The organism is Serratia sp. 506_PEND, from assembly GCF_001076875.1.
GTDB classification, from domain to species: domain Bacteria; phylum Pseudomonadota; class Gammaproteobacteria; order Enterobacterales; family Enterobacteriaceae; genus Serratia; species Serratia marcescens.
The window spans coordinates 1-21,651 of the sequence record NZ_JVEL01000298.1 but is presented as its reverse complement, the minus strand read 5'-3'; the positions used below and the strand labels follow the sequence as shown (position 1 = coordinate 21,651).

The following is a 21,651-nucleotide window of genomic DNA, read 5'->3' as shown; positions in this document are numbered from 1 at the left end:
GATCCATTAAGGAAGAGATGATTTTCAGCAGGGTGCTTTTCCCGCAACCGGAAGGCCCGGTGATCAGTTTGAACTCGCCTTCACCCAGCGTGAAAGAGACGGAATCCAGGATCACCTGGCTGTCTATTTGATAATGAATATCATCCAATCTCAGTATGTCTTTCTTTTCCTTCATTACGATGCCGGCTCCCTACACCTGTTCCCGTCTGAGCGATAAGTATATGGCCGCCAAAAACATCTTAGCAATGGCTGTGCGGATGGCAGCGAACGAAGGGGGAGGATTGACGGAGCGAAACGCCCCGTCAAATGATAAATTTAATTAATGATTAGCTGTAGGAATAGTCAAAAGCGACCGCCAGGGTCGAATCACTCTTTTTTTATCGCTGCCTGTTCGTCGCAGCTGTACCAGCGGAGGGAATTGTTGATGCTGCGGTGGGTGCAGTGAACCTTACCCTCCTTTTCCAGCGCCAGCAGCAGGGTGCGGGTGGTATAAATATTTTCGCCGCATTTATCCGCCAGCTCGCGCGTCTTCGGCCACTGCTCCGGCGGGGGATGATGGCCCCCAGATCCTTCCACACGCTCCCTGCACAATCCTTGCAACACATTCAGCATCAGCGATTTTCTGCTTTCAAACGTTTTCGGCGCCTTGGCCATAGCATTCCTCCTGAGTGGTTACTGCTGAGCACCCCGCTCACGGCTGCACGTCAGCGATGCGCAGGGTGTAAATCATGGTGGCATTCGGGGGGATCGCCGGCGGGTTGCCCTGTTTGCCGTACGCCAGCGCCGGCGGCACCACCAGCGTGATCGCGCCGTGGCGCTGCAGCTTCTCGATAGCCGCGCGAAACAGCGGCGGGTAGCGCGTCAACGGCTGCGAGATCACCGTCCCCGCCAGCTCCATGTCTTTGACCACCCGGCCGTCGGTCAGGCTTTCGCGCACCACGATATCCACCCGATCGTCGGCGCCGATCGCCCCGCTGCCGGCATAGTCCACCCGGTAATAGAAACCGAGCGCATCCTGCTTGCCCCCCTCCTGACGGACGAAATTGGCCAGGTAGGCGTTGTCATCCCGAGGTGGCGCCTGCGTCTGTTGCGCCTGCTGCAACCGCTGCTGCGCCGTGTGCAGCGCGCCGTCGATGGCGGTTTCATCGAGCCGCAACCGCCCGGCCAGGGTATCGGCGATGCCCGCCAGCAACAGCTGGGTATCCGCTTCCAACCCCGCGCGCCGGTTCTCCTGCTGCAGATGCAGAATGTCGCGTCCGAGCGACACGCCGGCGGCATACGCCTGCTTGTCCGCCTCGCTGGCCAGCGCGGGCGGCTCGGCCGCCTGCTGCCGTTCGGCCAGCAAGGTCTCTACCCGCCGGCGCTGCTGCGCCAGCTGCGCCGCCAAACTTGCGCTGCGCTGTTCGGCCCGCGTTAACGAAGCGGCCAGCACGCCCACTTCTGGCACCGGCGCAACGGCGTGCCGCAATCCCTTCAGGGCATCGGCCAGCGGCCGAATATCGACGACGGCCGGTTCCCGTTTCGGCACCGCCGCGGCCTGAGCCGCCGCCAACTGCCGCTCCAACTGACGGATTTTCTCCGTCTGCTGTTGCAAAGACTGCTTCAACGACGTTAAACGAGCGCTGTCTGCCCCGACGATAGCGGCCGGTTTGGCGGCCGGTGCTGACGCCGATTGACGCACGGTGTCTTCCCTGGGCGCGGCCGGTGGCGCCTGCCGCTGTTCGGCAAACTTCAACAGCGCGGGAATGCCGTCATCGGCGGCGCAAGCGGCCCCGCTCGCCGCCAACAGCAAAAGAGCCATCGCCCATCCTTGCGCGCATCGCTTCATGGCTACAGATTCTCAACCCGGCTGGACAGATCGGACATCAGCTCATGCTCGACGTCGGCGCAGAATTTCTCGGTTTTATATTGATAAAGAGCATCAATCGCTTTACGGGTACTCTCATCCACGTTGCCGCGCACCCCGGCATATCCCGAAGCGTTGGAAAGCAGGCCATTAAAATAGGCGATGCGTTTTTGGTAACTTTGCGGATTAATATTCTTTAATGAATTAACCCGCTGCTGACAAAGCGCGATACGTTGCTCATCGGATTTATCATTAGGATTGTTCTGTGAGATTTTTTTCACGGAATTCAGTTTTGTCTTGCTCCCGCCCGCACAGCCAGAAAGCGCCATAAAAGACAGCAGAAATAGGGTCAAACCCGCCCAACGGCGCCCGCCGCAAGCATTAATCATCGTTATCATTCCGTTTATAATCCTTTAATTGTCACTTAGGTCATCATTATGTGGCGAACGGCAGCAGCACATGCCTTAATTTGATTAATCAAAATGGGTTAGGCAGCGAAAAATCCCTATTCCGCAAGGTGATAGGATAATTCACTACCGGTGAAATTGTTATTTAATTGTTAATCAATTAGGCTTAAACGCGAACTAAACGCGAATAAGAAACCCAATCACTCGTGAACAGAAAATCACTAAACAACAATAAAAACAATGAATTATGTTTTATATTTTGTTTCTAAAAGGAAATGCATCATCTGCTGCCTCAGAGCGATATTAGCAAAACAATATTGTGAATTGTAGGTGCCACCCTATTTCCCCCGATCTAATATCTCGCATATCGTTATTTATATAGTGATTTATACTGGATAATATTTGTATACGATCTATTGATTTTAAAGCAAATATATTTCTTTTTCCTTTTGGTTTTATATTCTGAATTTGACTTAATTTAATAAAATCTATTTCCAAGCAATACTATTATTTGCAAGAATATTCCCAGCAACACGCCACACGTAAAAATCGCATTTTATTTACCAGAAAATCCATTATCGATTTTCCAAATCTCGTTATTTCTCATAAATAACGGATGTCGGCGTATTGCCCAGAGCAAAAGGATCTGGCTCCAACCGCACGGACGGCGACATGGCGTTGCCGCCGCCGCGGGGGATTTAGATGTGCTGTTCTTTTTATTTAAAAACTCTCTACAGGAACCTGAGAAATGAAACTGAATAAATTAATGCTGGCAACCGTGATTGCTTTCGCTTCCGCATCTGTTGCTCATGCCGCATCTAATCAGGGCAGCGGTAAAGTCACCTTTACCGGCGAAATTATCGATGCGCCATGCAGCGTCGCGCCGGAATCCGTTGACCAAACCGTGCCGATGGGCCAGATCAGCAGCCGCATCCTGGCCAACCAGGGTAAATCCAGCATGCAGCCTTTCAACATCGAACTGAAAGATTGCTCCATCTCCACCATGAAAAACGTCAAAGTGACCTTTACCGGCACGCCTGATCCGGTCAACAACAAACTGCTGGCCCTGAGCGGCACGGCAACCGGCGCCGGCATCGTGATCTACGACAACCTGCACTCCAAAGAGGTGGAACTGGGCACCGCGACCGACGGTCAAGGCCTGAACGATGGCGACAACTCGCTGAAATTCGCCGCTTATCTGCAGGGCAGCAGCGCCTCAAGCGCCGTGGTGCCGGGCGACTTCACCAGCGTGGCGAACTTCACCCTGGCTTACCTGTAATACCCCACAGGGGATGTCTCAGGGCATCCCCCGCTTTATTGCATGCCGAGGATACCGGCAAGGGAACAGGGCAAGACAGGGAGACGCCAGCATGACTATCCGCCTTTGCGGCCTGTTGCTCATCGCGCTCAGCGTCGGCAGCGCGGCGGCGGCAGCGAAAAATCAGGGCCACGGCAAAGTCAGCCTGGGCGGCACCATCGTTGAAACGCCGTGCGGCATCGCCAGCGACAGCCTGGATCAAACCGTCGATTTTGGTCTGATTTCCATGACCGACGCCTCGCAGGACGGGCAGTCGGTGCTGATCGGCAGCCGCCGCCATTTCACGATCAAACTGGTGAACTGCGAGCTGGCCAGCCAGGTGAAGCCTGACTTCATCTATCGCGCGGCCAACGTCACGTTCGACGGCACCGCCGACAGCGGGGATCCGTCCCTGCTCGGCGTTTACGGCGAGGCGAAGGGCGTGGCTATCGAGCTGTTGAACGATGCCGGCGCGCCGATCCCGCTCGGCAGCACGACGGCGGATTACCAGATCGTCGCCGGCGACAACACGCTGCGCTTTGGCGCGCAGTTGCGCCTGCATCCCGACAAGGCGCGGGCGGGCGGCTTCAGCTCTCTGGCCAAATTCACCCTGTCTTATCTCTAGCGCCGGCGGGCGCTGCACAGCATTACGTATTCAGGTCGTACGGATGACCTGCTATTGGGCGCGGACTTGCCATGAGTGATTATGCTATGACGTCATTACTGACACGGAAACACCTACCTCTCCTCGTCATTCTATCTTTCCTCTGGGTGCGTCCGGCATTTTCCGCCACGGAATTCAATACCGACGTCCTGGATATCGGCGAGCGCAGCAAAGTGGATCTTTCGCGCTTCTCCGACGCCGACTACGTCATGCCCGGCGCTTATTTGCTGGACATCAAGATCAACCAGAAAACGCTGCCCCAGCGCAGCATTCAGTATTTCCCGTCACCGGATAACAAGAGCGGCAGCCAGGTGTGCCTGCCGCCTGACCTGGTGGAAAAAATGGCGTTGAAAGAAGAAGCGGCCAAAAAAATCACCCTGTGGCACGACAACCAGTGCGCCGACATTCGCGGCATCAAAGGCGCGACCATCTCCGATCGCATCGGCGGCGGCGTGCTGGCGATCACCATCCCGCAGGCGTGGATGAAATACTCCGATCCCGACTGGACGCCGCCCGAGCAGTGGGACGACGGCATTCCCGGCCTGCTGCTGGACTACAACCTGAGCGGCCAGTTAGGCAAGCAGAGCCACAACAACAACACCGCCCAGAACCTGAGCAGCTACGGCACGCTGGGCGCCAACCTGGGCCCCTGGCGCCTGCGCGCGGACTACCAGGCCAATTACAATCAGCAGGCTGGCGATCGCAGCACCGGTTTCGACTGGAACCAGATCTACGCCTATCGCGCGCTGCCGATGCAGGCCGCCAAGCTGACGCTGGGTGAGATTTATCTCGACTCCGGGGTGTTCGACGCCTATCGCTTCACCGGCCTCAACCTGGCCAGCGACGAGCGCATGCTGCCGCCCAACCTGCAGGGTTATGCGCCGGAAGTGCGCGGCATCGCCAAGAGCAACGCCAAGATCACCGTTTCGCAGGAAGGCCGCACGCTGTACGAAACCACCGTGCCCGCCGGGCCGTTCGCCATTCAGGATCTCAACAGCTCGGTGCGCGGCAAGCTGGACGTCAAGGTGGAAGAGCAGGACGGCACCGTCTCGACCTTCCAGGTGGATACCGCCACCATTCCTTACCTGACCCGCCCGGGCTACGTGCGCTACAACGTGGCGCTCGGCAAAACCTCGGCCTACGACCACCGCACCCAGGGCCCGCTGTTTTCCGCCAGCGACTTCTCCTGGGGGCTGAGCAACGCCTGGTCGCTGTATGGCGGCGCGCTGCTCGGCGGCGACTATAACGCCTGGGCGCTCGGCCTCGGCCGCGATCTGAACGTGTTTGGCGCCATGTCGCTGGACGTCACCCAGTCGATCGCTCGCCTGCCCGGCGAGCCGACCGCCAGCGGCATGTCGTTCAAGCTCAACTACGCCAAACGCTTCGACGAGCTGAACAGCCAGATCACCTTCGCCGGCTACCGCTTCTCGCAACGTAAATTCATGAACATGTCGCAGTATCTGCAGGAGCGCTACGGCGATTACGACAAGAATTACAACGGCCGTCAGAAAGAGCTGTATACCATCACCGCCAGCAAAACCTTTATGGCGGAAGACAGCGCCAGGGCGATCACCACTTATCTGACCTACTCGCACCAGACCTATTGGGACGCGCGAACCCAGGATCGTTACGGGCTGTCGACCAGCAAGTTGTTCAGCATCGGCGATATCAGCAACATCACCGCCTCGCTGTCGGCTTACCGCACCTATTACCAGGGCCGCACCGACGACAGCGTGATGATCAACTTCACCGTACCGATCGGCGATCGTCGGCGCGTCGGCTATGCGCTGCAAACCAACAACGGCGACGTCACGCAGACCGCGTCGTACAACGACTACAGCGATCCGGACAATACCTGGCAGGTCAGCGGCGGCTTTAACCAGTCCGGCAAATCGCTGGCGCGCGGGTACTACACCCACAACGCCTCGTTCGGCTCGCTGAACGCCAGCGCCTCTTACCAACAGGACAGCTACTCGTCGATCGGCGGCTCGTTCCGCGGCGGTCTCACCGCGACCCGGCACGGTATCGCGGCGCATCAGAACTCGAGCAACGGCGGCAGCCGCATGATGCTCGACACCGACGGCATCGCCGGCGTGCCGATCAATAACGGCCGCGCCTACAGCAACCGTTTCGGGCTGGCGGTGATTTCCGACATCACCAGCTACTACAACACCGACACCCGCATCGACGTCAACAAGCTGGCGGACGACGTCGAAGCCACTCGCGCCGTGGTGCAAGGCACGCTGACCGAAGGCGCCATCGGCTACCGCCACTTCGAGGTGGTGAAAGGCAGCAAGCTGCTGGCCACCATTCGCCTCGCGGACGGCAGCGAACCGCCGTTCGGCGCCGCGGTGCTGAGCGAGAAAGGCCGCGAGGTCGCGGTGGTCAACGACGGCGGCTCGGTCTACCTGACCGGCGTACAGCCGGAGGAAAAACTGGACGTCGCCTGGGAAGGCCAACGCCGCTGCCGCATCGTGATCCCGGGCACCGCCAAGCCGCTGGACCAGCTGCTGCTGCCGTGCGCCACCCTGTAATCCGTAACGCTGAGAAATAATGACATGAACAAACACCCGATAACGCTACTGACCGCCGCCGGCCTGGCCCTGAGCGCCGTACTGCCCACCGCCGACGCGGCGATATCGCTGGATCGCACGCGCGCCGTCTATGTGAGCGACGCCAAATCGATCAGCCTGAATATCGTCAACGAAAACAAAGAACTGCCTTTCCTGGCGCAGTCCTGGCTGGAGAACGAGCAGCATCAGAAAATCACCTCGCCGCTGGTGGTGCTGCCGCCGTTGCAGCGCGTGGAGCCGAGCGAGCGCAGCGTGGTGCGCATCACCAAGACGCCGGAGGCGGATCGCCTGCCGCAGGATCGCGAGTCGGTGTTCTACTTCAACCTGCGCGAAATTCCGCCGAAAAGCACCAAAACCAACGTGATGCAGCTGGCGCTGCAAACGCAGATCAAGCTGTTCTACCGGCCGAAGGCGATTGTCGCGCCCAAGGGTGAAGTGTGGCAGGAAAAGCTGGTGTTCCGTAAAAGCGGCGGCGCCATCACCGTCGACAACCCGACGCCGTTTTACATCACCCTGACCGGCATGACGCGGCAGACGCAAAAACAGGGCGGCGGCGCGATCGGCGGTTTTCAACCGCTGATGCTGAAGCCGAAATCCAGCGAAAACCTCAAGCTGCACGACACCGGCATGAACAGCTTCGTCATCACCTACATCAACGACTACGGCGGCCACCCCGAGCTGCGCTTCGCCTGCAACGGCAGCGTTTGCACCGCCGTGCCCGAGAAAAAATAAGGAGGTCCAGCATGGCTGAATTCACCGATCGACTGCGCCCGCTGCTGCTCGGCGCGCTGTTGTGCGGCGGCGGCGCGCTGTTGTGCGGCGGCGGCGCGCTGGCGGCCACGCCGCTGGGCGTGATCGAAGGCACCACCGGCACCGTCAGCTTTCACGGCGGCCTGCTCAGCTCTCCCTGCAGCCTGACGCCGGACAGCCGGGATCAGTCCGTCGATCTGGGCGACGTCAGCGCACGCGACTTCCGCAACGCCGGCGATCGCAGCGCGCCGGTGCGTTTTCGCCTCTCGTTCCGCAACTGCCTGCTGGGCGCGCGCGCGCTGGCGGATAATCCGGCCGGCCCGCGCAACGGCGACGCCGGCCGCCTCTACCTGCAGGGTGAACAGGCCGCCACGCTGGTGTTTCTCGGCGAAAGCGACGTCGACAACCCGTCGCTGCTGAAGCTGAACGGCGGCGTACAGGGCATCGGCCTGCGGCTGCAAGACCAGCAGGGCCAGGCGTTGGAGCTGAATCAGCGCAGCCGCCCCTACATTCTGCAACCCGGCAGCAACACCCTGTGGTTCAGCGCCAGCGTGGAATCCACCCAGCGGGCGGTGATGGCCGCCGGTTTCGCCGCCGTGGCGCACATTCAGGTGATTTACCTGTGAGGCTCGAGAACGCGATGAAAACACAACTGACCAAACTCTGCCTGCCGCTGGCGATCGCGCTGGCGGCCCCCGCCGCCTGGGCCAACGGCTACGTCACGCCGGACGGCGGCCCCAAACAGTTCTATATCGATCTGAATGAAAGCAACATCACCAACCAGGTGGGGTTCACCAAACTGTTTCCCTATGATCTGGGCGGCACCTATACCGGCAAGGTGTATTGCGATACCCCTATCCCCACCAGCCCGCACTTTTACAAGTCGGATTCGTCGTTGCCCCCCTCCGACTACGGCAACGGCTATTTAAAGCTGAATGACTTTTTGGATTTAAAAGCCGAGGTGTGGATTGCCGGCAACAAGAACGCCTACGTCACCGTGCCTTTTTACAACGAATCGAATTTGCTGAGCCAACACCGCTGCCAGCCGCCGTACTTACAGGTCAACAACTACGGCAGCGGCTCCAAAGGCAAGATCACCTTCCGGGTGCGCAAAAAAATCATTAACGGCGTTGAGATTAACGATCGGCAGATCATCGAGATGTACGGCCGCCTCGGCTCGACCGACGGCGGTTTCGGCCCCAATCCGATGGCGCAGGTGTTTATCCAGTCCGCAATCCTCTACGTGCCCGATAAATGCGTGGTGAATGAAGGCCAGTTGATCAACGTGGAGTTCGGCGAGATCGGCGGCAGCGATCTCAACGGCTCCAACTACCCGCAAAGCATTCCGGTGCGCTTCCAGTGCGAGGGCGGCAGCTTCGAGGACGGCACGCTGAATATCAAGCTGGCGGTGTCGGGCACGGCGGCCTCCTTCAGCAACGAGGTGTTCAAAACCGACAAGAACGATCTCGGCATCCGGCTGACGCACAACGGCCAGTTGGTTATCCCGAATGAGTTTTACCCGGTGCCGAACATCGGCAACGGCGGCTCCTGGAACCTGGTGGCGGCGCCGTTCGCCAACGGCGGCGCAGAGATCGGCGAAGGGGAATTCAACGCATCGGCCACCATCGTGGCGGCATTCCAGTAACCGAGGGAGGAACGGAAAATGCGTCTACGCGCTTTAGCGCTGCTGAGCTGCGCGCCCTGGTGGTTTGCCGCCATGCCGACGGCGGCGAACACCGAACTTATCGGCGCGCCGGTGCAGTTCCACGGCACCGTGGTGAGCCGCCCATGCAATATCGAACCGCAGTCCGCCGATCAGCTGGTGGAAATGGGCACGGTGATCGTCAAAACCCTGTACCGCTATGGCCACACCACGCCGGTGCCATTCAGCATCAAGCTGACCGACTGCAAGACCACGGTATTCAAATCCGTCAGCGTGACCTTCAGCGGCGCCGAAGACGGTGAGCTGCCGGGCAAGCTGGCGATCAACAACGGCGCGAACGGCGCCGCCATCGCGCTGTTCGATCATCAAGGGGCGGACATCGACCTGAATAAGGCCACCAGCGCCGTCGCGCTGCAAAACGGCCCCAACAGCCTGAACTTTACCGCCTATGTGCAGGGGCGGCCGAGCGCGATCCAGAACCAAAGCATTACCGAAGGCGAATTCACCTCCGTCGCCAATTTTGTGCTGGCGTACCAATAAGCCCCGCACCGCCCAGGGAAATCAGGAAAACGACCGGCGCGCGAACGCCGGCAATGGGCCGTCACCGTTCGCACCGGCGCGGCGCCACGGCCTTTTAAGGAGCCACCCATGCCAGATATTCGCTTCACGCTGTTCGACAGCGATAACTTCTACCAGCAGGGGCTGCGTCTGCTGCTGCAGGATTATCTGCACTCCCTGAACGAATGCCAGCGCCTGTACCCGCAGTTCTCGCCGCTGGCGCTGCAGGCGTTGGATAACATCGAAATCGTGTTCCGCACGCCGGAAGAGCGCTGGGGCTGCGCCTGCTGTTACCAGAGCCCCTACGGCATCCCGCGCCAGCGGCAGCTGACTTTGCTGATCCTCGACGACGCGACCCAGCAACAGGTGAAAAACCTGCCGCCGCTGTTCAGCATCCACCGGCGCGATTCGGCCTACGCCATCCGCCTCAAGCTGCAGATGGCGCTGGAAAAATTTATCCAGCATCCGTGGATGGCGCTGCACGCCGCCGGCATGTGGAAATGCCAGGCCTGCCGCATCGCCGCGCTCAGCCACTGCGAAAAAAAAGTGCTGGGGTTGATGAGCAGCGGCATGTCCGCCTGCAGCATCGCCGGCCTGCTGCAGCGCAGCCAGAAAACCATCAGCGCCCATAAGCGCTCGGCGATGCGCAAGCTTAACGTGCGTAAAAACAGCGAGTTGAATAAAGTGCTGCTGAATCAGCGTGGGCTAAGCTGACTGACAACGGACTCGCGAGCGCCGACAGAGTGGTTTACTCTGAATACTCATTTTCGCACTGCAAAGCGAGCCGGAATCCATGCCCAGAACAGCCAAAGTCGTTGACGTCCCCGCCCTCGGCGAGCTCGATCGCCAGGCGGGCCAGCTAAGCCACCAGCTGGCGCAGGCCCTGCGTCAGGCCATCCACCGGGGCGATCTGAAAGCGGGCGATCTGCTGCCCTCGACGCGCCGGCTGTCGGCGGCGCTGACTCTGGCGCGCGGCACGGTATTGGAAGCCTTTGCTCAACTGACGGCGGAAGGCTTTCTCGAACCGCAGCCCGGTTCCGGCACCCGAGTTGCCCACTATCAGACGCCGCGCCGCGCGCCGCACGCCACGGTGCAGGCGAGTTCGGCGGTAGCGGCTCCGCTTTCTTCACAGGCGCAGCATCTGGCGCGCTTTGCCACTCAGGCGCGAGCGCTGCCGCCGGTGCCGTTCACTGTGTCAGTGCCAATCGGCGATACCGCGCCCGACGATATCTGGCGGCGGCTCGGCAACCGCATCCGCGCCCGCGGCCCCGGCGCGCCGTCGGGCTACGGCGATCCGCTGGGCGCGCTGCCGCTGCGCGAAGCGATCTGCGACTATGTGCGCCGTTCCCGCTCGGTAAACTGCACGCCGCAGCAAATCCTCATCACCTCCGGCACCCAACAGGGACTGTATCTGGCCGCGCAGATCCTGTTGGACGCCGGCGACAGCGCCTGGGTCGAAGATCCTGCCTACGTCGGCATTACCGCCATTTTCGATAGCCTGTTTCGCGATCGGCGCATGATTAGGGTGCCCGTCGCCGACGACGGCATCGACGTCGCCGCCGGCGTGCGTCTGGCCGCCAATGCCCGCGCCGCCTTTGTCACGCCGTCGCATCAGTATCCGCTGGGCATGCCGATGAGCATGGCGAAAAGAAGCGCCCTGCTGGCTTGGGCCAGAGAGCGGCAGGCCTGGATCGTGGAAGACGATTACGACAGCGAGATGCGCTACGCCGGCCACCCGTTCCCTTCGCTGCAGGGGCTGGCGCCCGAGCGGACGCTTTATCTCGGCACCTTCAGCAAGGTGTTGTTCCCTTCGCTGCGGTTGGGTTACGCCATCGTGCCGCCGCCTCTGGTCGACGCCTTTTGCGGCGCCAGGATCCTGATGGATCGTCACCCGCCCAGCGCAGATCAATACGTGCTGGCCGCCTTTATTGCCGAAGGGTATCTCGACCGGCATATCCGAAAAATGCGCGGCGTCTACGCCGAAAAACGTCGGGTGCTGATCGAGGCGATCAACGCGTACATCCCGGCCGAGCTGGCGGTGGTGCAGCCCTGCGATCAGGGCATGCACATGGTGCTGTGGTTGAGGAAAGATCTCGACGACGTGCGTGTCGCCCGGCAGGCCAACGAAGCCGGGTTGGCGCTGCGGGCGGTGTCGCCGATGTATGCGCCCGGCCAGGGTGAGCCGGGCCTGGTGCTGGGGTTGGGCGGTTACGCCGACCGCCAGGTGCAACAGGCGGTGGAACGGCTCGGACAGGTGATCCTGGCCTGCGCCGGCAGCGGCGCCTAGCGGGAAAAACGTTTGGCGCCGAACACGCAAACCACCACGCCGGCCATCACGGCGATCATCATCGGCTGGACGGCCTCATGCAGCAGCCAGCCCGCCAGCGCCAGGCCGAAGAACGGCTGCAGCAGCTGCAACTGCCCGACGGCGGCGATGCCGCCCTGCGCCAGGCCGCGATACCAGAAAATAAACCCAATCCACATGCTGAACACCGAGACGTAAACCAGCGACAGCCAAGCGGCGCCGCTGACCACGGGCCAGGCGGCCGGCGCCGCCAGCCAGGTGGCCGCCAGCGTCAACGGCAACGCCACCACCAGCGCCCAGGAGATCACCTGCCAGCCGCCGATCCGACGCGACAGCACCGCCCCTTCGGCATAACCCAGACCGCACAGCAGCACCGCGCCGACCATCAGCGCATCCCCCTGCCAGGCGCCGCCGCTCCCCTGGCTCAGCGCGAAAGCGCCCACCAGCGCGGCGCCGACGCCCGAAAAAGCCCAAAAAGCGGGCTTGGGCCGCTCTCCGCCGCGCAAGACGCCAAAACCGGCGGTCGCCAGCGGCAGCAGGCCGATATACACCAGCGAATGCGCCGACGTGGTGTGCTGCAGCGCCAGCGCCGTCAGCAGCGGAAAACCGATGACTACGCCGAGCGCCACAAACAGCAGCGGCGGCAAATCGGCCCGCGTCGGCCGCGCCTGGCGGGTGATCAGCAGCGCGCACAGGGCCAGCAAGGCGGCGATCGCCGCCCTGACCGCCGTCAGAAACAGCGGATCGAGCTCCAGCACCGCCACTCGCGTGGCGGGCAGAGAACCGCTGAAGATAATCATGCCAAGAAAACCGTTCATCCAGCCCTGGGCCGAATGCCCGGCGGCGGGATGTGCAGGGGTAACAACGAGAGTTTTTTCAGACTGGCTGTCCGTCATGTGAACGCTCCGCACGCCTGAGGCATACCGAAATCGGCAACCCGCGAGGCGATGTCATAGTGAAAGAGAACATCGTTCCCCGGCGTCGCTTGCCGGGCCTGCGTTCTATTTTTCAGATAAAGCGGTTCACAGACAGGTCCAGATAGCGAGATTTTCACTGTGCCGGTTGCCAAAGTGCGCCGCTAACGCCAAAGAAGGGCGTTTTTCGGGCTGTCCTTGGCCGTTTGGCGGCTCTGCCCGCGAGGTATCATGGACTTTTATGCGTTTTTGCAGAACAGGACAAGGTGCGGCGCCGTGGTGAAACCCTTCTTACGCAGTGGCAGTTTGGATGATGTGCTGGCTTTAGGCGAAAACGGGCAATCGATCTACGCCTGCGCGCAGCAGCTGCGGGAAACCCTGCGTCTTCGCCGGCAGCAGCAGGCCGCCGACTGTCTGGCGATCCCCCAACCGAACGAAAGCGGCACCCGCATCGACTGGTATGCGCCCTTTCCGGGCAAGGTGACTTCCTGGCTGGCGGCGAGCGACGCCCAGCGCGCGCAGGCGGTGCGCCATCTGGAACACTGCCTGACGACCTTCCGCAGCCTGACCGAACAGGCCCGAGCGACCGATCACCCCAGCCATCGCCTGTTCGGCGCGCTGCTGACCAAAGCGATGCACATTCCCGATCCCAACCACGTCTACCTGGTGGACGATCGGCCGGTGCTGACCTTTTGGGGCTTTATCAAACCGCAGGCGCAGAGCCCGGACGATCCTTTAGCCTGCCTGCGCCCTGCCGAAACGGAGGTAGAAAAACCGGCGCCGATCGCCGCCGCTCCGCGCAAACCGGCCGTTGTCGAGCCGGCCAAACCGGCTCCGGCGGCAGAGCCTGAACCGGTGCCCGCCCCGGCGACGCCCGTCGAATCCCCTGGCGTTGTTCGCCCGCGCCGGCGTCACGCCCTCTGGCTGTTACCGGTACTGCTGCTAGGCAGCGCGGCGCTGGCCGCCTGGCTGCACCGCTCGCCGGCCCCGCAACCGGCGATGCCGGCGGANGTGCGCCATCCGGCGCCGCCGGAAAAAACCGCTGCGCCGTTGCCCAAGCTGCGCTTGCCGCTGGCGCACGCCACGCTGATGCCGCCGCCCCCGGCGCCGGCCATCCCGCAACCGCTGGACAAAAATGCGCTGGTGCTGCCGCCCGAGGCGGTGAAGGCCGGCTCCACCCGTTTCCTTAACGGCAAATGGCGCGCCACGGTGGCGCTGAAAGATCCGATCACCGGCAAGCGCCCCAGCCTGCAATACCGCCTGAACGCGGGCAAAGGCAGCGCCGTCATCGCCTACGGCGACGGCGTCACCTGCCGGGCGGCGGTCGAGGCCGGGCTGATGCAGTCCGGCAATCTGGTGATCAACAGCCGCACCAAGGCGCGCTGCAGCGACGGCAGCCGCTATCAGATCCCGGAAATCGTTTGCCGCCAGGGCGAAACCGGCGCGGCGGAGTGCACCGGCCGCTACGATGCGGACACCACCTATCCCATGACGTTCAAGCGCGAGAGTAAATGATGCTGGCCCCCCTAACTGACTACAAACACGGCATTACGCTGATTCAGGACAGCGGCATTCAGTTTCTGGACTTTGCCCTGACGCCGCGACTGGACGCCGAGTTTCCCGGCAAATTCGTGCGCAAGACCGCCAGCGGCCCGCTGCTGCGCCTGCAATGGGAGGCCGAGAGCGGCAAATACCAGTTGCCGGCCGTGGGCGACCAGGCCGCCGAAGTGGTGCGGCCGGAGTTCAGCTATCCGCTGCAGCAGTCGCTGCACCTGCTGGATAAGCTCTGGCTGCCGCTGCCCTTCTTGCGCCACACCCCGGCGGGCCTGTTTTTGTCGGGCCCGGACAACTGGGCGCGCCTGCAGGTGGTGCAGCTGGATGAACCGGATCAGGACGGCAACCTGCTGCGGGTGGTGCTGGCCTTCGACACCCGCGCCGCCGCGCCCGGCCAGGAAGCATTGGCGCCAAGCGAGAGCGATCTCGGCGCCGGCCTCAGCTTCGCGCTGGCGCACCGCAACCACGAGCTGGGCGAGTTCCTCGATCTGACCTGGGTGGACGGCTGGCTGCGCGAGGCGTTCAGCCAGCGCGCCGCCGAGCGGGAACAGCGCGCCGAGGCGGAGATCAACGCCGGGCTGAAAACCTTCGAGTATCAGGCGCACTACCTCAACCTGTTGCACATGCTCGGCCATCAGTTGACGGTGCCGCAGATAAAAATGGCGGCGGCGACGCTGCAACAGCCGGCGATCGACGTCGATCTGGTGCTGGACGTCGGCAATTCTCACACCTGCGGCGTGCTGGTCGAGGACCATCCGGAAGAGAGCAACGGCCTGAAGCAAACCTATGAGCTGCAGCTGCGCTCGCTGTCCGAACCGCACTGCGTCTACAACGAACTGTTCGAGAGCCGGGTGGAGTTTTCTCGGGCCTCGTTCGGCAAGCCGCATCTGTCCTTCCAGAGTGGACGCGACGACGCCTTCCAATGGCCGTCCATCACCCGCGTCGGCCGTGAAGCCGCGCAATTGGCGCAGCGACGCGAAGGGCATGAAGGCACCACCGGCATCTCCAGCCCACGGCGCTATCTGTGGGACGAGGAGCGCTATGCGCCCGGCTGGCGCTTCAACGAGCGGCACGAGCCGATGGCCGCCGCCGCGCCGTTGACCACCTTGATCAACGACGAGGGCGTGCCGCTGTCCGCCCTGCCGACGTCCCAACGGCTGCCGGTATTCGCCGCCCATTACAGCCGCAGCGCGGTGATGAGCCTGATGCTGAGCGAGCTGCTGGCGCAGGCGCTGATGCAGATCAACAGCATCGCCCAGCGCAGCCGCATGCCGAACGCCGCCGCGCCGCGCCGTTTGCGCGCCATCATTCTGACGCTGCCTTCGGCGATGCCGAAGCCGGAGCGCGAGATTTTCCGCCGCCGCATGCAGGAGGCGATCGGGCTGGTGTGGAAGGCCCTCGGCTGGCACCCGCAGGATGCGCCGTTCGACGGCGCGCGCACCCGCTTCCCGGCGCCGCAGGTGCAGATGGAGTGGGACGAGGCCACCTGCGGCCAGATGGTCTATCTGTACAACGAAACCCAGGTGAACTTCGCCGGCCGCACCGACGCCTTTTTCGCCGCCATGGCCCGGCCCGACCGGCCGCTGGCGCCAAGCGAACAAGCAGGCAAAACGCTGCGCATCGCCTCCATCGACATCGGCGGCGGCACCACCGATCTGGCGATCACGCACTACTCGCTCGACGACGGCGTGGGCAACAACATCAAAATCAACCCGCGCCTGCTGTTCCGCGAGGGCTTTAAGGTCGCCGGCGACGACATCCTGCTGGACATCATCCAGCAATTTGTTCTGCCCGCCGTGCAACAGGCGTTCGAAGCCGCCGGCGTGAGCGCCGCCGCGGCGCTGATGGACAAACTGTTCGGCAACGAAGGACGCATGGACGGGCTTTCCACCCTGCGTCAGCAGGCCGCGCTGCAGATCTTCATGCCCGCCGGACGCGCGCTGCTCGGCGCCTATGAAGAATACGATCCGCTGGACAGCCGGGCGGAAATCGCCGCCAGCCTGGGCGATCTGCTGCCGCAGCCGCCGACGCCGCAGGTGTTGGCGTTTATCAACGGCGAAGTGCAGCGCGAAGCTGACAGCAACGCCTTCGATATCCTGCACACCCCGCTGGTGATCCGCCTGGCCGATCTGCACGCCGCCTTCTTGTCCGATCGCATCGGCATCGGCCGCTGCCTGCGCCTGCTGGCTGAGGTGGTGGCGCTGTACACCTGCGACGTGCTGCTGCTGACCGGCCGCCCGGCGCGCTTCCCCGGCGTGCAGGCGCTGCTGCGCCACCTGCAGCCGCTGCCCGCCAGCCGCATTCTGCCGCTGGAGGGGTATCACACCCGCAGCTGGTACCCGTTCAACAAACGCGGCCGTATCGACAACCCAAAATCCACCGCCGCCGTGGGCGCCATGCTGTGCCTGCTGGCAATCGACCTGCGGCTGGAGAGCTTTTACTTCAACGTCGGGGATTTCCAGCCCTACTCCACAATTCGCTATCTGGGCATGCTGGACGGCAACAACATGCTGGCGGACGATAACGTCTATTACCGCGACATCGATCTGGATCGCGCCGATTTCGCGCTCGATCCCGCCGGCAGCTTCCAGCTGCGCGGCCCGCTGCGCCTGGGCTTCCGCCAGTTGGACAACGAACGTTGGCCGGCCTCGCCGCTCTATACGCTGACCATCAATGACGCCCAGTTGGCGCGTAAGCTGGCCGGTGACGCGGTGATCAGCCTGCGGCTGGCCATCACCGCCAGCGCCGAACAGGGCGCCGAAAGCGTCAAGATCGCGCAGGCGGTGCTGGCCGACGGCAGTGCCGTCCCGGCGCACCATCTGCAACTGAAACTCAATACCCTGGCTGCCAGCGCCTCCGGCGCGACCCACTACTGGATAGACAGCGGGAGCATTTACCCACGATGAAAGCGACTACCACCGTCCAATCAGCCCCAAATAACGCGCTCAGCGCCGGCATTCTGCAGGCGATCGACTGGGTGGACGCCGCGCGCCGGCAGTCCGCCCGTTTGGAACAGGAGGCGGATCGCCTGACGCTGCGCCTGCGCCGTTGCCATAATCGCGCCGTCCAGTTGGAAAACACCCAGCCTGCGCAGGTCGCCATCGGTTTGTATGGCCACAACGCCGCCGCCAAGGCCCACCTGCTGGCGGCGCTGGCCCCTGGCGCAAAGCGCTTCAGCGCGGACCTTTCGCTCGCGGTGCGCTACTGCACGGCGGCCGAGGCGGGGCCCGCCGAGTATCCGATCGCCCTCACCCTGCTCAATGAAGCGCAGTGGCTGGCCATCACGCTCGATGCCGCCGCGATGGGCGGCTTCCGGCTGGACTGGGACGCCCGCGCGATCGCCGGCCATCTGCAAACGTTGGCACGCCACCGCCAAGCCGTCGCCCCCGACGGCCTCAGCGACAGCGATGTGCTGGCGCTGTGGGATAGCCAACGCCGCCACGGCGACAAGGGGCAACAGACGCTGGACAGGCATTTCTGGCCGCAGGCCGTGGCGCTGGCGCCGCAGCTGAGCATCGACGATCGCGCGCGCCTGTTTGCGCCGCTGTGGGGAGAGGAAACGACGCTGACGACGCATTATCGCCAGCTGGCACATACGCTGCATGCCCTCGGTGACAGCCGGCGGGTTCATGCCCCGCGCCGCGCATTGACGCTGCTGACCGCGAGCGCCGCACCGGAAAACACGGCAATCGTCGTGATGGCCGAACACGGCGGTGAACGGGAGATCGCGCTGAGCGATCTGGCCTGGCTGACCGCCGAAGTGACCACCGGTCTGCCGCAGACGGCGCAGGCGGGCCTGCCCGCCGACGTGGCGCTGATCGACCTGCCCGGCAGCCGCGCCCGCCCGCAGGCGGAGCCGGCGCAGCGGTTGCAACAGGCGAAACGCGCCCATTTGCTGACCCGCTGCGCGGACGGCCTGCACGCCAACCTGCTGCTGGTGACCGATGCCGCCGCCGCGCCGCAGGACGCCGCGCGCATCGGCCAGGCGCTCGCCGGTTGGGTCGACCACACTCAGGGGGAAACCCCGGCGCTGCGCCAACGCCGCAAACCCGGTTTAATCTGGGCAATCACGCCGTTCGACCCACGCCAGGAAGGCAAACCGCGCCCTGACGACGCCGTTCAGCGTCAGGTCGGCGAACCCGGTGACAGCTGGGCCACGCTGCTGGCGCTGGATGAGCAGGATTGCCGCCGCATGGTGAACTACCTGGCCGCACAGGCGCGCCCGGCCCACAAGCAAGCGCGCCTGCTCGAGCTGCGCGAAGAGTTACAGCGCGAGCTGACGGACAGCCTGCTCGGCAACTGGCTCACCGCCGCCGATCCGTACGCGACCCAGCAACGCGCCCAACAGCTGCTGCGCGCGCTGCAGGCGCAGGCCGGCCGCCACGGCGAACTGCTGGAACGACTGTTGCCCCAGCGCGATACGCTGCGCCAGCTTTACCAGCAACAGCAGCACGCCGCGCCAACCCCGGCGACGCCTGCGCCGTTCGGGCTCGACATCGATCTGTTCGGCGCACCGGAAACGCCGGCCTCCGGCGAGCCCCCTGCGTCACCCTTTGCCGCGCGGGTATTCGCGGATTGGATCAACCATCTGCGCAGCCTGCCGGACAACCGCCGGTTGCTGGATCTGCTCGGTGTCGACAAACCGCATCTCGAACTGCTGGTCGATGCGTTGATCGGCGCCGCCTGCCGCCAGCGGCTCGACGACGAACTGGAGCGAGCGCTGTGCGCCGGCGGCCTGCCGGAACAGGGAGAAGATCGGCAGATCAGCCAGGCGCTGGCGCTACTGGGCGACTTCGTCGCCTGGCTCGGCTTCCAGCGGCGCGATGCGGCAACGCGCCCCGAGAGCCGCGTCAATCCCGGCCAGCCGATCTTTACCCCGCCGCCGCAGCCGGCGGTGGACTGGAGCGGCCAGCAGCGGCTCACCCGGCTGGCGCCGACGCCAACCAAAAATACCGCGTTTTATATCTATGATTGGCTGATCGGCCTGCAGACCCTGCTGGCGGAAAATGCCGCGCAGGCGCAGCCCGCGCTGGCAGACGAGCAGCGCGGCGCACTGACGGCGATCGTCGCCGCCCTACGCGCTGTGCCGTAGCGGGCGCAAGCCGGGCCGGACACCGCCGCGCAGTCAGTGGCAGGCCGGACCGGCCGACATCACTTCGCGGAAATGGGTGACCAGCGGGCGCAGGTTGGCCTTGTGCCACACTGCCCACAGCTGCGTGGTGTATTGCATCCAGGGCAGTTCGCGCAGCACTACGCCTTGCGGCGCGTTATGCCGCAGGCTGTGCTGGATCAACGTCATCCCCAATCCGGCGGCGACCAGCCCCAGCGCGGTCAGCGGCTCGCCCGCCTCCAGCCGAATATCCGGATCGAACCCGGCCTTCACGCAGGCCGCCACGAAGTCGTCGCGCGAATGGGCATCCTCTTTGTGGATCACCGAGATCCAAGCCTGATCGGTGAGATCCGCCGGCTGCAGCGTTTCCCTGTCCGCCAGCGGATGCGTCTGCGGCAAGGCCAGCAGCATGCGATCGTCCAGCACCTGCGTATATTCAAAATCCGGATCCGCGCGATCCGGCGCCGTATTGACCAGCGCCACGTCCAGGCTGCGCTGCCGCAGCCCTTCCAGCTGCATGGAAGAAGGCTGGCTGTAAAGCACGATGTGCACATCCGGCCGGGAAACCCGCAGCGACCGCAATGCGTTCGACAAGACGCCGGAGTGCATCGCATTTTCGATATAGCCGATGCACAGCCCGCCGTCTTCCCCCCGCCCCAGGCGGCGCCCGAGCGATTCGAGCCGAGTGGCGTGCGTCAACAGCGCGCGGGTTTCGGCCAGAAACGTCTGGCCATCGGCGGTCAGGCGGATGCGCTGCTGATTGCGCTCGAACAGCATCAAACCCAGACGTTCCTCAAGCTGGGAAATCTGCCGGCTCAGCGGTGACTGGGAAATGTGCAGCCGTTCGGCGGCGCGGCCAACGTGCTCCTCTTCCGCCACCGCCACAAAGTATTTCAACTGACGTAAATCGATCATCTCAGACCTCAAAGGACTTAACTTAGACAAATTATGTCCTATCAAGTCACAACTTGCCAAGTTATCTTTAGCCTCGTGACGGGGCAGACGCTGTATGAACCCACAAGTTTCCCTGAAAAGATAACGCATTGAGGATTCACCATGAGCATCAAAAATATTTTATCCGGCAAGATCGGTTTGGGCGGCGCGCCGCTCGGCAATATGTACCGCGCCATTCCAGAAGAAGAAGCGTTGGCTACCGTAACCAGCGCCTGGGACTTGGGCATCCGCTACTTCGACACCGCGCCGCTTTACGGTTCCGGCCTGTCGGAAATTCGCATGGGCGAAGCGCTTTCTCAGTACCCACGCGATGAGTTCGTACTGAGCACTAAAGTGGGCCGCATCATGCTGGACGAAATGGAAGATCCCGCCGCCCGCGATCTGGGTGAGAAAGGCGGCCTGTTCGAACACGGTTTGAAAAACAAGATCCTGAATGACTACTCGGAAGACGGCACGCTTCGCTCCATTGAAAACAGCCTGAAGCGCCTGAAAACCGACCGTCTGGATATCGTCTGGATCCACGACGTCGCTCAGGATTTCTACGGCGACAGCTGGCTGGAACAGTTCAATATCGCCCGTACCGGCGCCTTCCGCGCGCTGTCCCGCCTGCGTGACGAAGGCGTGATCAAAGCCTGGGGACTCGGGGTCAACCGCGTCGAGCCTTGCGAGCTGACGCTGGCGCTCGATGAACCTAAACCGGATGCCTTCTTGCTGGCCGGTCGCTACAGCCTGCTGGATCACGAACGCGCCCTGCAACGCCTGATGCCGGAAGCGCTGGAACAGAATGTCGATATCGTCGTCGGCGGCCCATACAGCTCCGGCGTGCTGGCCGGCGGTGAACATTTCGAATATCAGAAAGCGTCCCCGGCTATTCGCCAGCAAGTCGCGAAAATCAAAGAGATCGCCGCTCGCTTCCAGGTAGACGTCAAAGCCGCTGCGCTGCAGTTTGCGCTGGCTAACCCGGCCGTCGCCGCCGTGATCCCCGGTTCGAGCCGTCCTGGCCGCATGGCCGAAGATCTGGCGGCGCTGGATGCAGTGATCCCGGCTGAGTTCTGG

At 62.9% G+C, this 21,651-nt stretch carries 19 protein-coding genes; 13 read left to right on the top strand and 6 right to left on the bottom strand.

Annotated features, from left to right (window positions below; all coding sequences use genetic code 11):
* The 4 genes from ADK28_RS08130 to ADK28_RS08115 form a co-directional block, all read right to left on the bottom strand.
* Positions 1-175 (bottom strand): ATP-binding cassette domain-containing protein (locus ADK28_RS08130; RefSeq protein WP_048795385.1); only part of this gene is annotated, 175 nt, incomplete at its 3' end.
* Positions 176-366: 191 nt separating this feature from the next.
* On the bottom strand, positions 367-654 hold the full coding sequence (locus ADK28_RS08125) for a FaeA/PapI family transcriptional regulator (protein WP_004930885.1): 288 nt from the start codon (positions 652-654) through the stop codon (positions 367-369).
* Positions 655-691: 37 nt separating this feature from the next.
* Positions 692-1,801 (bottom strand): FKBP-type peptidyl-prolyl cis-trans isomerase N-terminal domain-containing protein, encoded by a 1,110-nt coding sequence (locus tag ADK28_RS08120; RefSeq protein WP_082172264.1) that lies wholly within the window; start codon positions 1,799-1,801, stop codon positions 692-694.
* A 29-nt stretch (positions 1,802-1,830) separates the two neighbouring features.
* Positions 1,831-2,175, bottom strand: coding sequence for a hypothetical protein (locus ADK28_RS08115; protein ID WP_370446676.1), 345 nt, complete (start codon positions 2,173-2,175; stop codon positions 1,831-1,833).
* Positions 2,176-3,001: 826 nt separating this feature from the next.
* Between ADK28_RS08115 and ADK28_RS08110 the strand changes: the two genes are divergently transcribed.
* From ADK28_RS08110 to ADK28_RS08070, 9 genes are all read left to right on the top strand, one after another.
* Positions 3,002-3,532: a fimbrial protein gene (locus ADK28_RS08110; RefSeq protein ID WP_015379342.1), complete on the top strand. Its 531-nt coding sequence runs from the start codon at positions 3,002-3,004 to the stop codon at positions 3,530-3,532.
* 91 nt (positions 3,533-3,623) lie between these two features.
* Positions 3,624-4,175, top strand: a complete 552-nt coding sequence (locus ADK28_RS08105) for a fimbrial protein (protein ID WP_016930414.1) — start codon at positions 3,624-3,626, stop codon at positions 4,173-4,175.
* Positions 4,176-4,261: 86 nt separating this feature from the next.
* Positions 4,262-6,748 carry a fimbria/pilus outer membrane usher protein gene (locus tag ADK28_RS08100; protein ID WP_048795383.1) on the top strand — a complete coding sequence of 829 codons (2,487 nt, stop codon included), beginning with the start codon at positions 4,262-4,264 and terminating at the stop codon, positions 6,746-6,748.
* A 24-nt stretch (positions 6,749-6,772) separates the two neighbouring features.
* Positions 6,773-7,519: a fimbrial biogenesis chaperone gene (locus tag ADK28_RS08095; protein WP_048795382.1), complete on the top strand. Its 747-nt coding sequence runs from the start codon at positions 6,773-6,775 to the stop codon at positions 7,517-7,519.
* Between the two features lie 11 nt (positions 7,520-7,530).
* Positions 7,531-8,163: a fimbrial protein gene (locus tag ADK28_RS08090; RefSeq protein WP_048795381.1), complete on the top strand. Its 633-nt coding sequence runs from the start codon at positions 7,531-7,533 to the stop codon at positions 8,161-8,163.
* Between the two features lie 14 nt (positions 8,164-8,177).
* Entirely contained in the window at positions 8,178-9,182 is a 1,005-nt protein-coding gene (locus ADK28_RS08085) for a fimbrial protein (RefSeq protein ID WP_016930417.1), read from the top strand.
* A gap of 18 nt (positions 9,183-9,200) precedes the next feature.
* A complete protein-coding gene (locus tag ADK28_RS08080; RefSeq protein ID WP_033639181.1) occupies positions 9,201-9,740 on the top strand; it encodes a fimbrial protein in 540 nt (179 codons plus the stop codon).
* Positions 9,741-9,848: 108 nt separating this feature from the next.
* Entirely contained in the window at positions 9,849-10,472 is a 624-nt protein-coding gene (locus tag ADK28_RS08075) for a LuxR C-terminal-related transcriptional regulator (RefSeq protein WP_016930419.1), read from the top strand.
* A gap of 79 nt (positions 10,473-10,551) precedes the next feature.
* Positions 10,552-12,045, top strand: coding sequence for a PLP-dependent aminotransferase family protein (locus tag ADK28_RS08070; protein WP_048795380.1), 1,494 nt, complete (start codon positions 10,552-10,554; stop codon positions 12,043-12,045).
* Here ADK28_RS08070 and ADK28_RS08065 read toward each other — a convergent pair.
* A complete protein-coding gene (locus ADK28_RS08065; protein WP_033639179.1) occupies positions 12,042-12,959 on the bottom strand; it encodes a DMT family transporter in 918 nt (305 codons plus the stop codon). The two genes, ADK28_RS08070 and ADK28_RS08065, sit on opposite strands and share 4 nt — an antisense overlap.
* Positions 12,960-13,253: 294 nt before the next feature.
* Between ADK28_RS08065 and ADK28_RS08060 the strand changes: the two genes are divergently transcribed.
* From ADK28_RS08060 to ADK28_RS08050, 3 genes are read left to right on the top strand one after another with little or no spacing between them, the layout of a single operon-like run.
* Positions 13,254-14,492, top strand: coding sequence for an SrfA family protein (locus ADK28_RS08060; RefSeq protein ID WP_048795379.1), 1,239 nt, complete (start codon positions 13,254-13,256; stop codon positions 14,490-14,492).
* Positions 14,492-17,437: a virulence factor SrfB gene (locus ADK28_RS08055; protein ID WP_048795386.1), complete on the top strand. Its 2,946-nt coding sequence runs from the start codon at positions 14,492-14,494 to the stop codon at positions 17,435-17,437. The genes ADK28_RS08060 and ADK28_RS08055 overlap by 1 nt, the downstream gene beginning before the upstream one ends.
* On the top strand, positions 17,434-19,623 hold the full coding sequence (locus tag ADK28_RS08050; RefSeq protein WP_048795378.1) for a virulence factor SrfC family protein: 2,190 nt from the start codon (positions 17,434-17,436) through the stop codon (positions 19,621-19,623). Before ADK28_RS08055 ends, ADK28_RS08050 begins: the two co-directional genes overlap by 4 nt.
* 33 nt (positions 19,624-19,656) lie before the next feature.
* Here ADK28_RS08050 and ADK28_RS08045 read toward each other — a convergent pair whose 3' ends face one another.
* Positions 19,657-20,556, bottom strand: coding sequence for a LysR substrate-binding domain-containing protein (locus ADK28_RS08045; RefSeq protein ID WP_016930425.1), 900 nt, complete (start codon positions 20,554-20,556; stop codon positions 19,657-19,659).
* A gap of 141 nt (positions 20,557-20,697) precedes the next feature.
* Here ADK28_RS08045 and ADK28_RS08040 point away from each other — a divergent pair.
* Positions 20,698-21,651, top strand: a 954-nt coding sequence (locus tag ADK28_RS08040) for an aldo/keto reductase (protein ID WP_048795377.1), incomplete at its 3' end; no start/stop codon positions are given.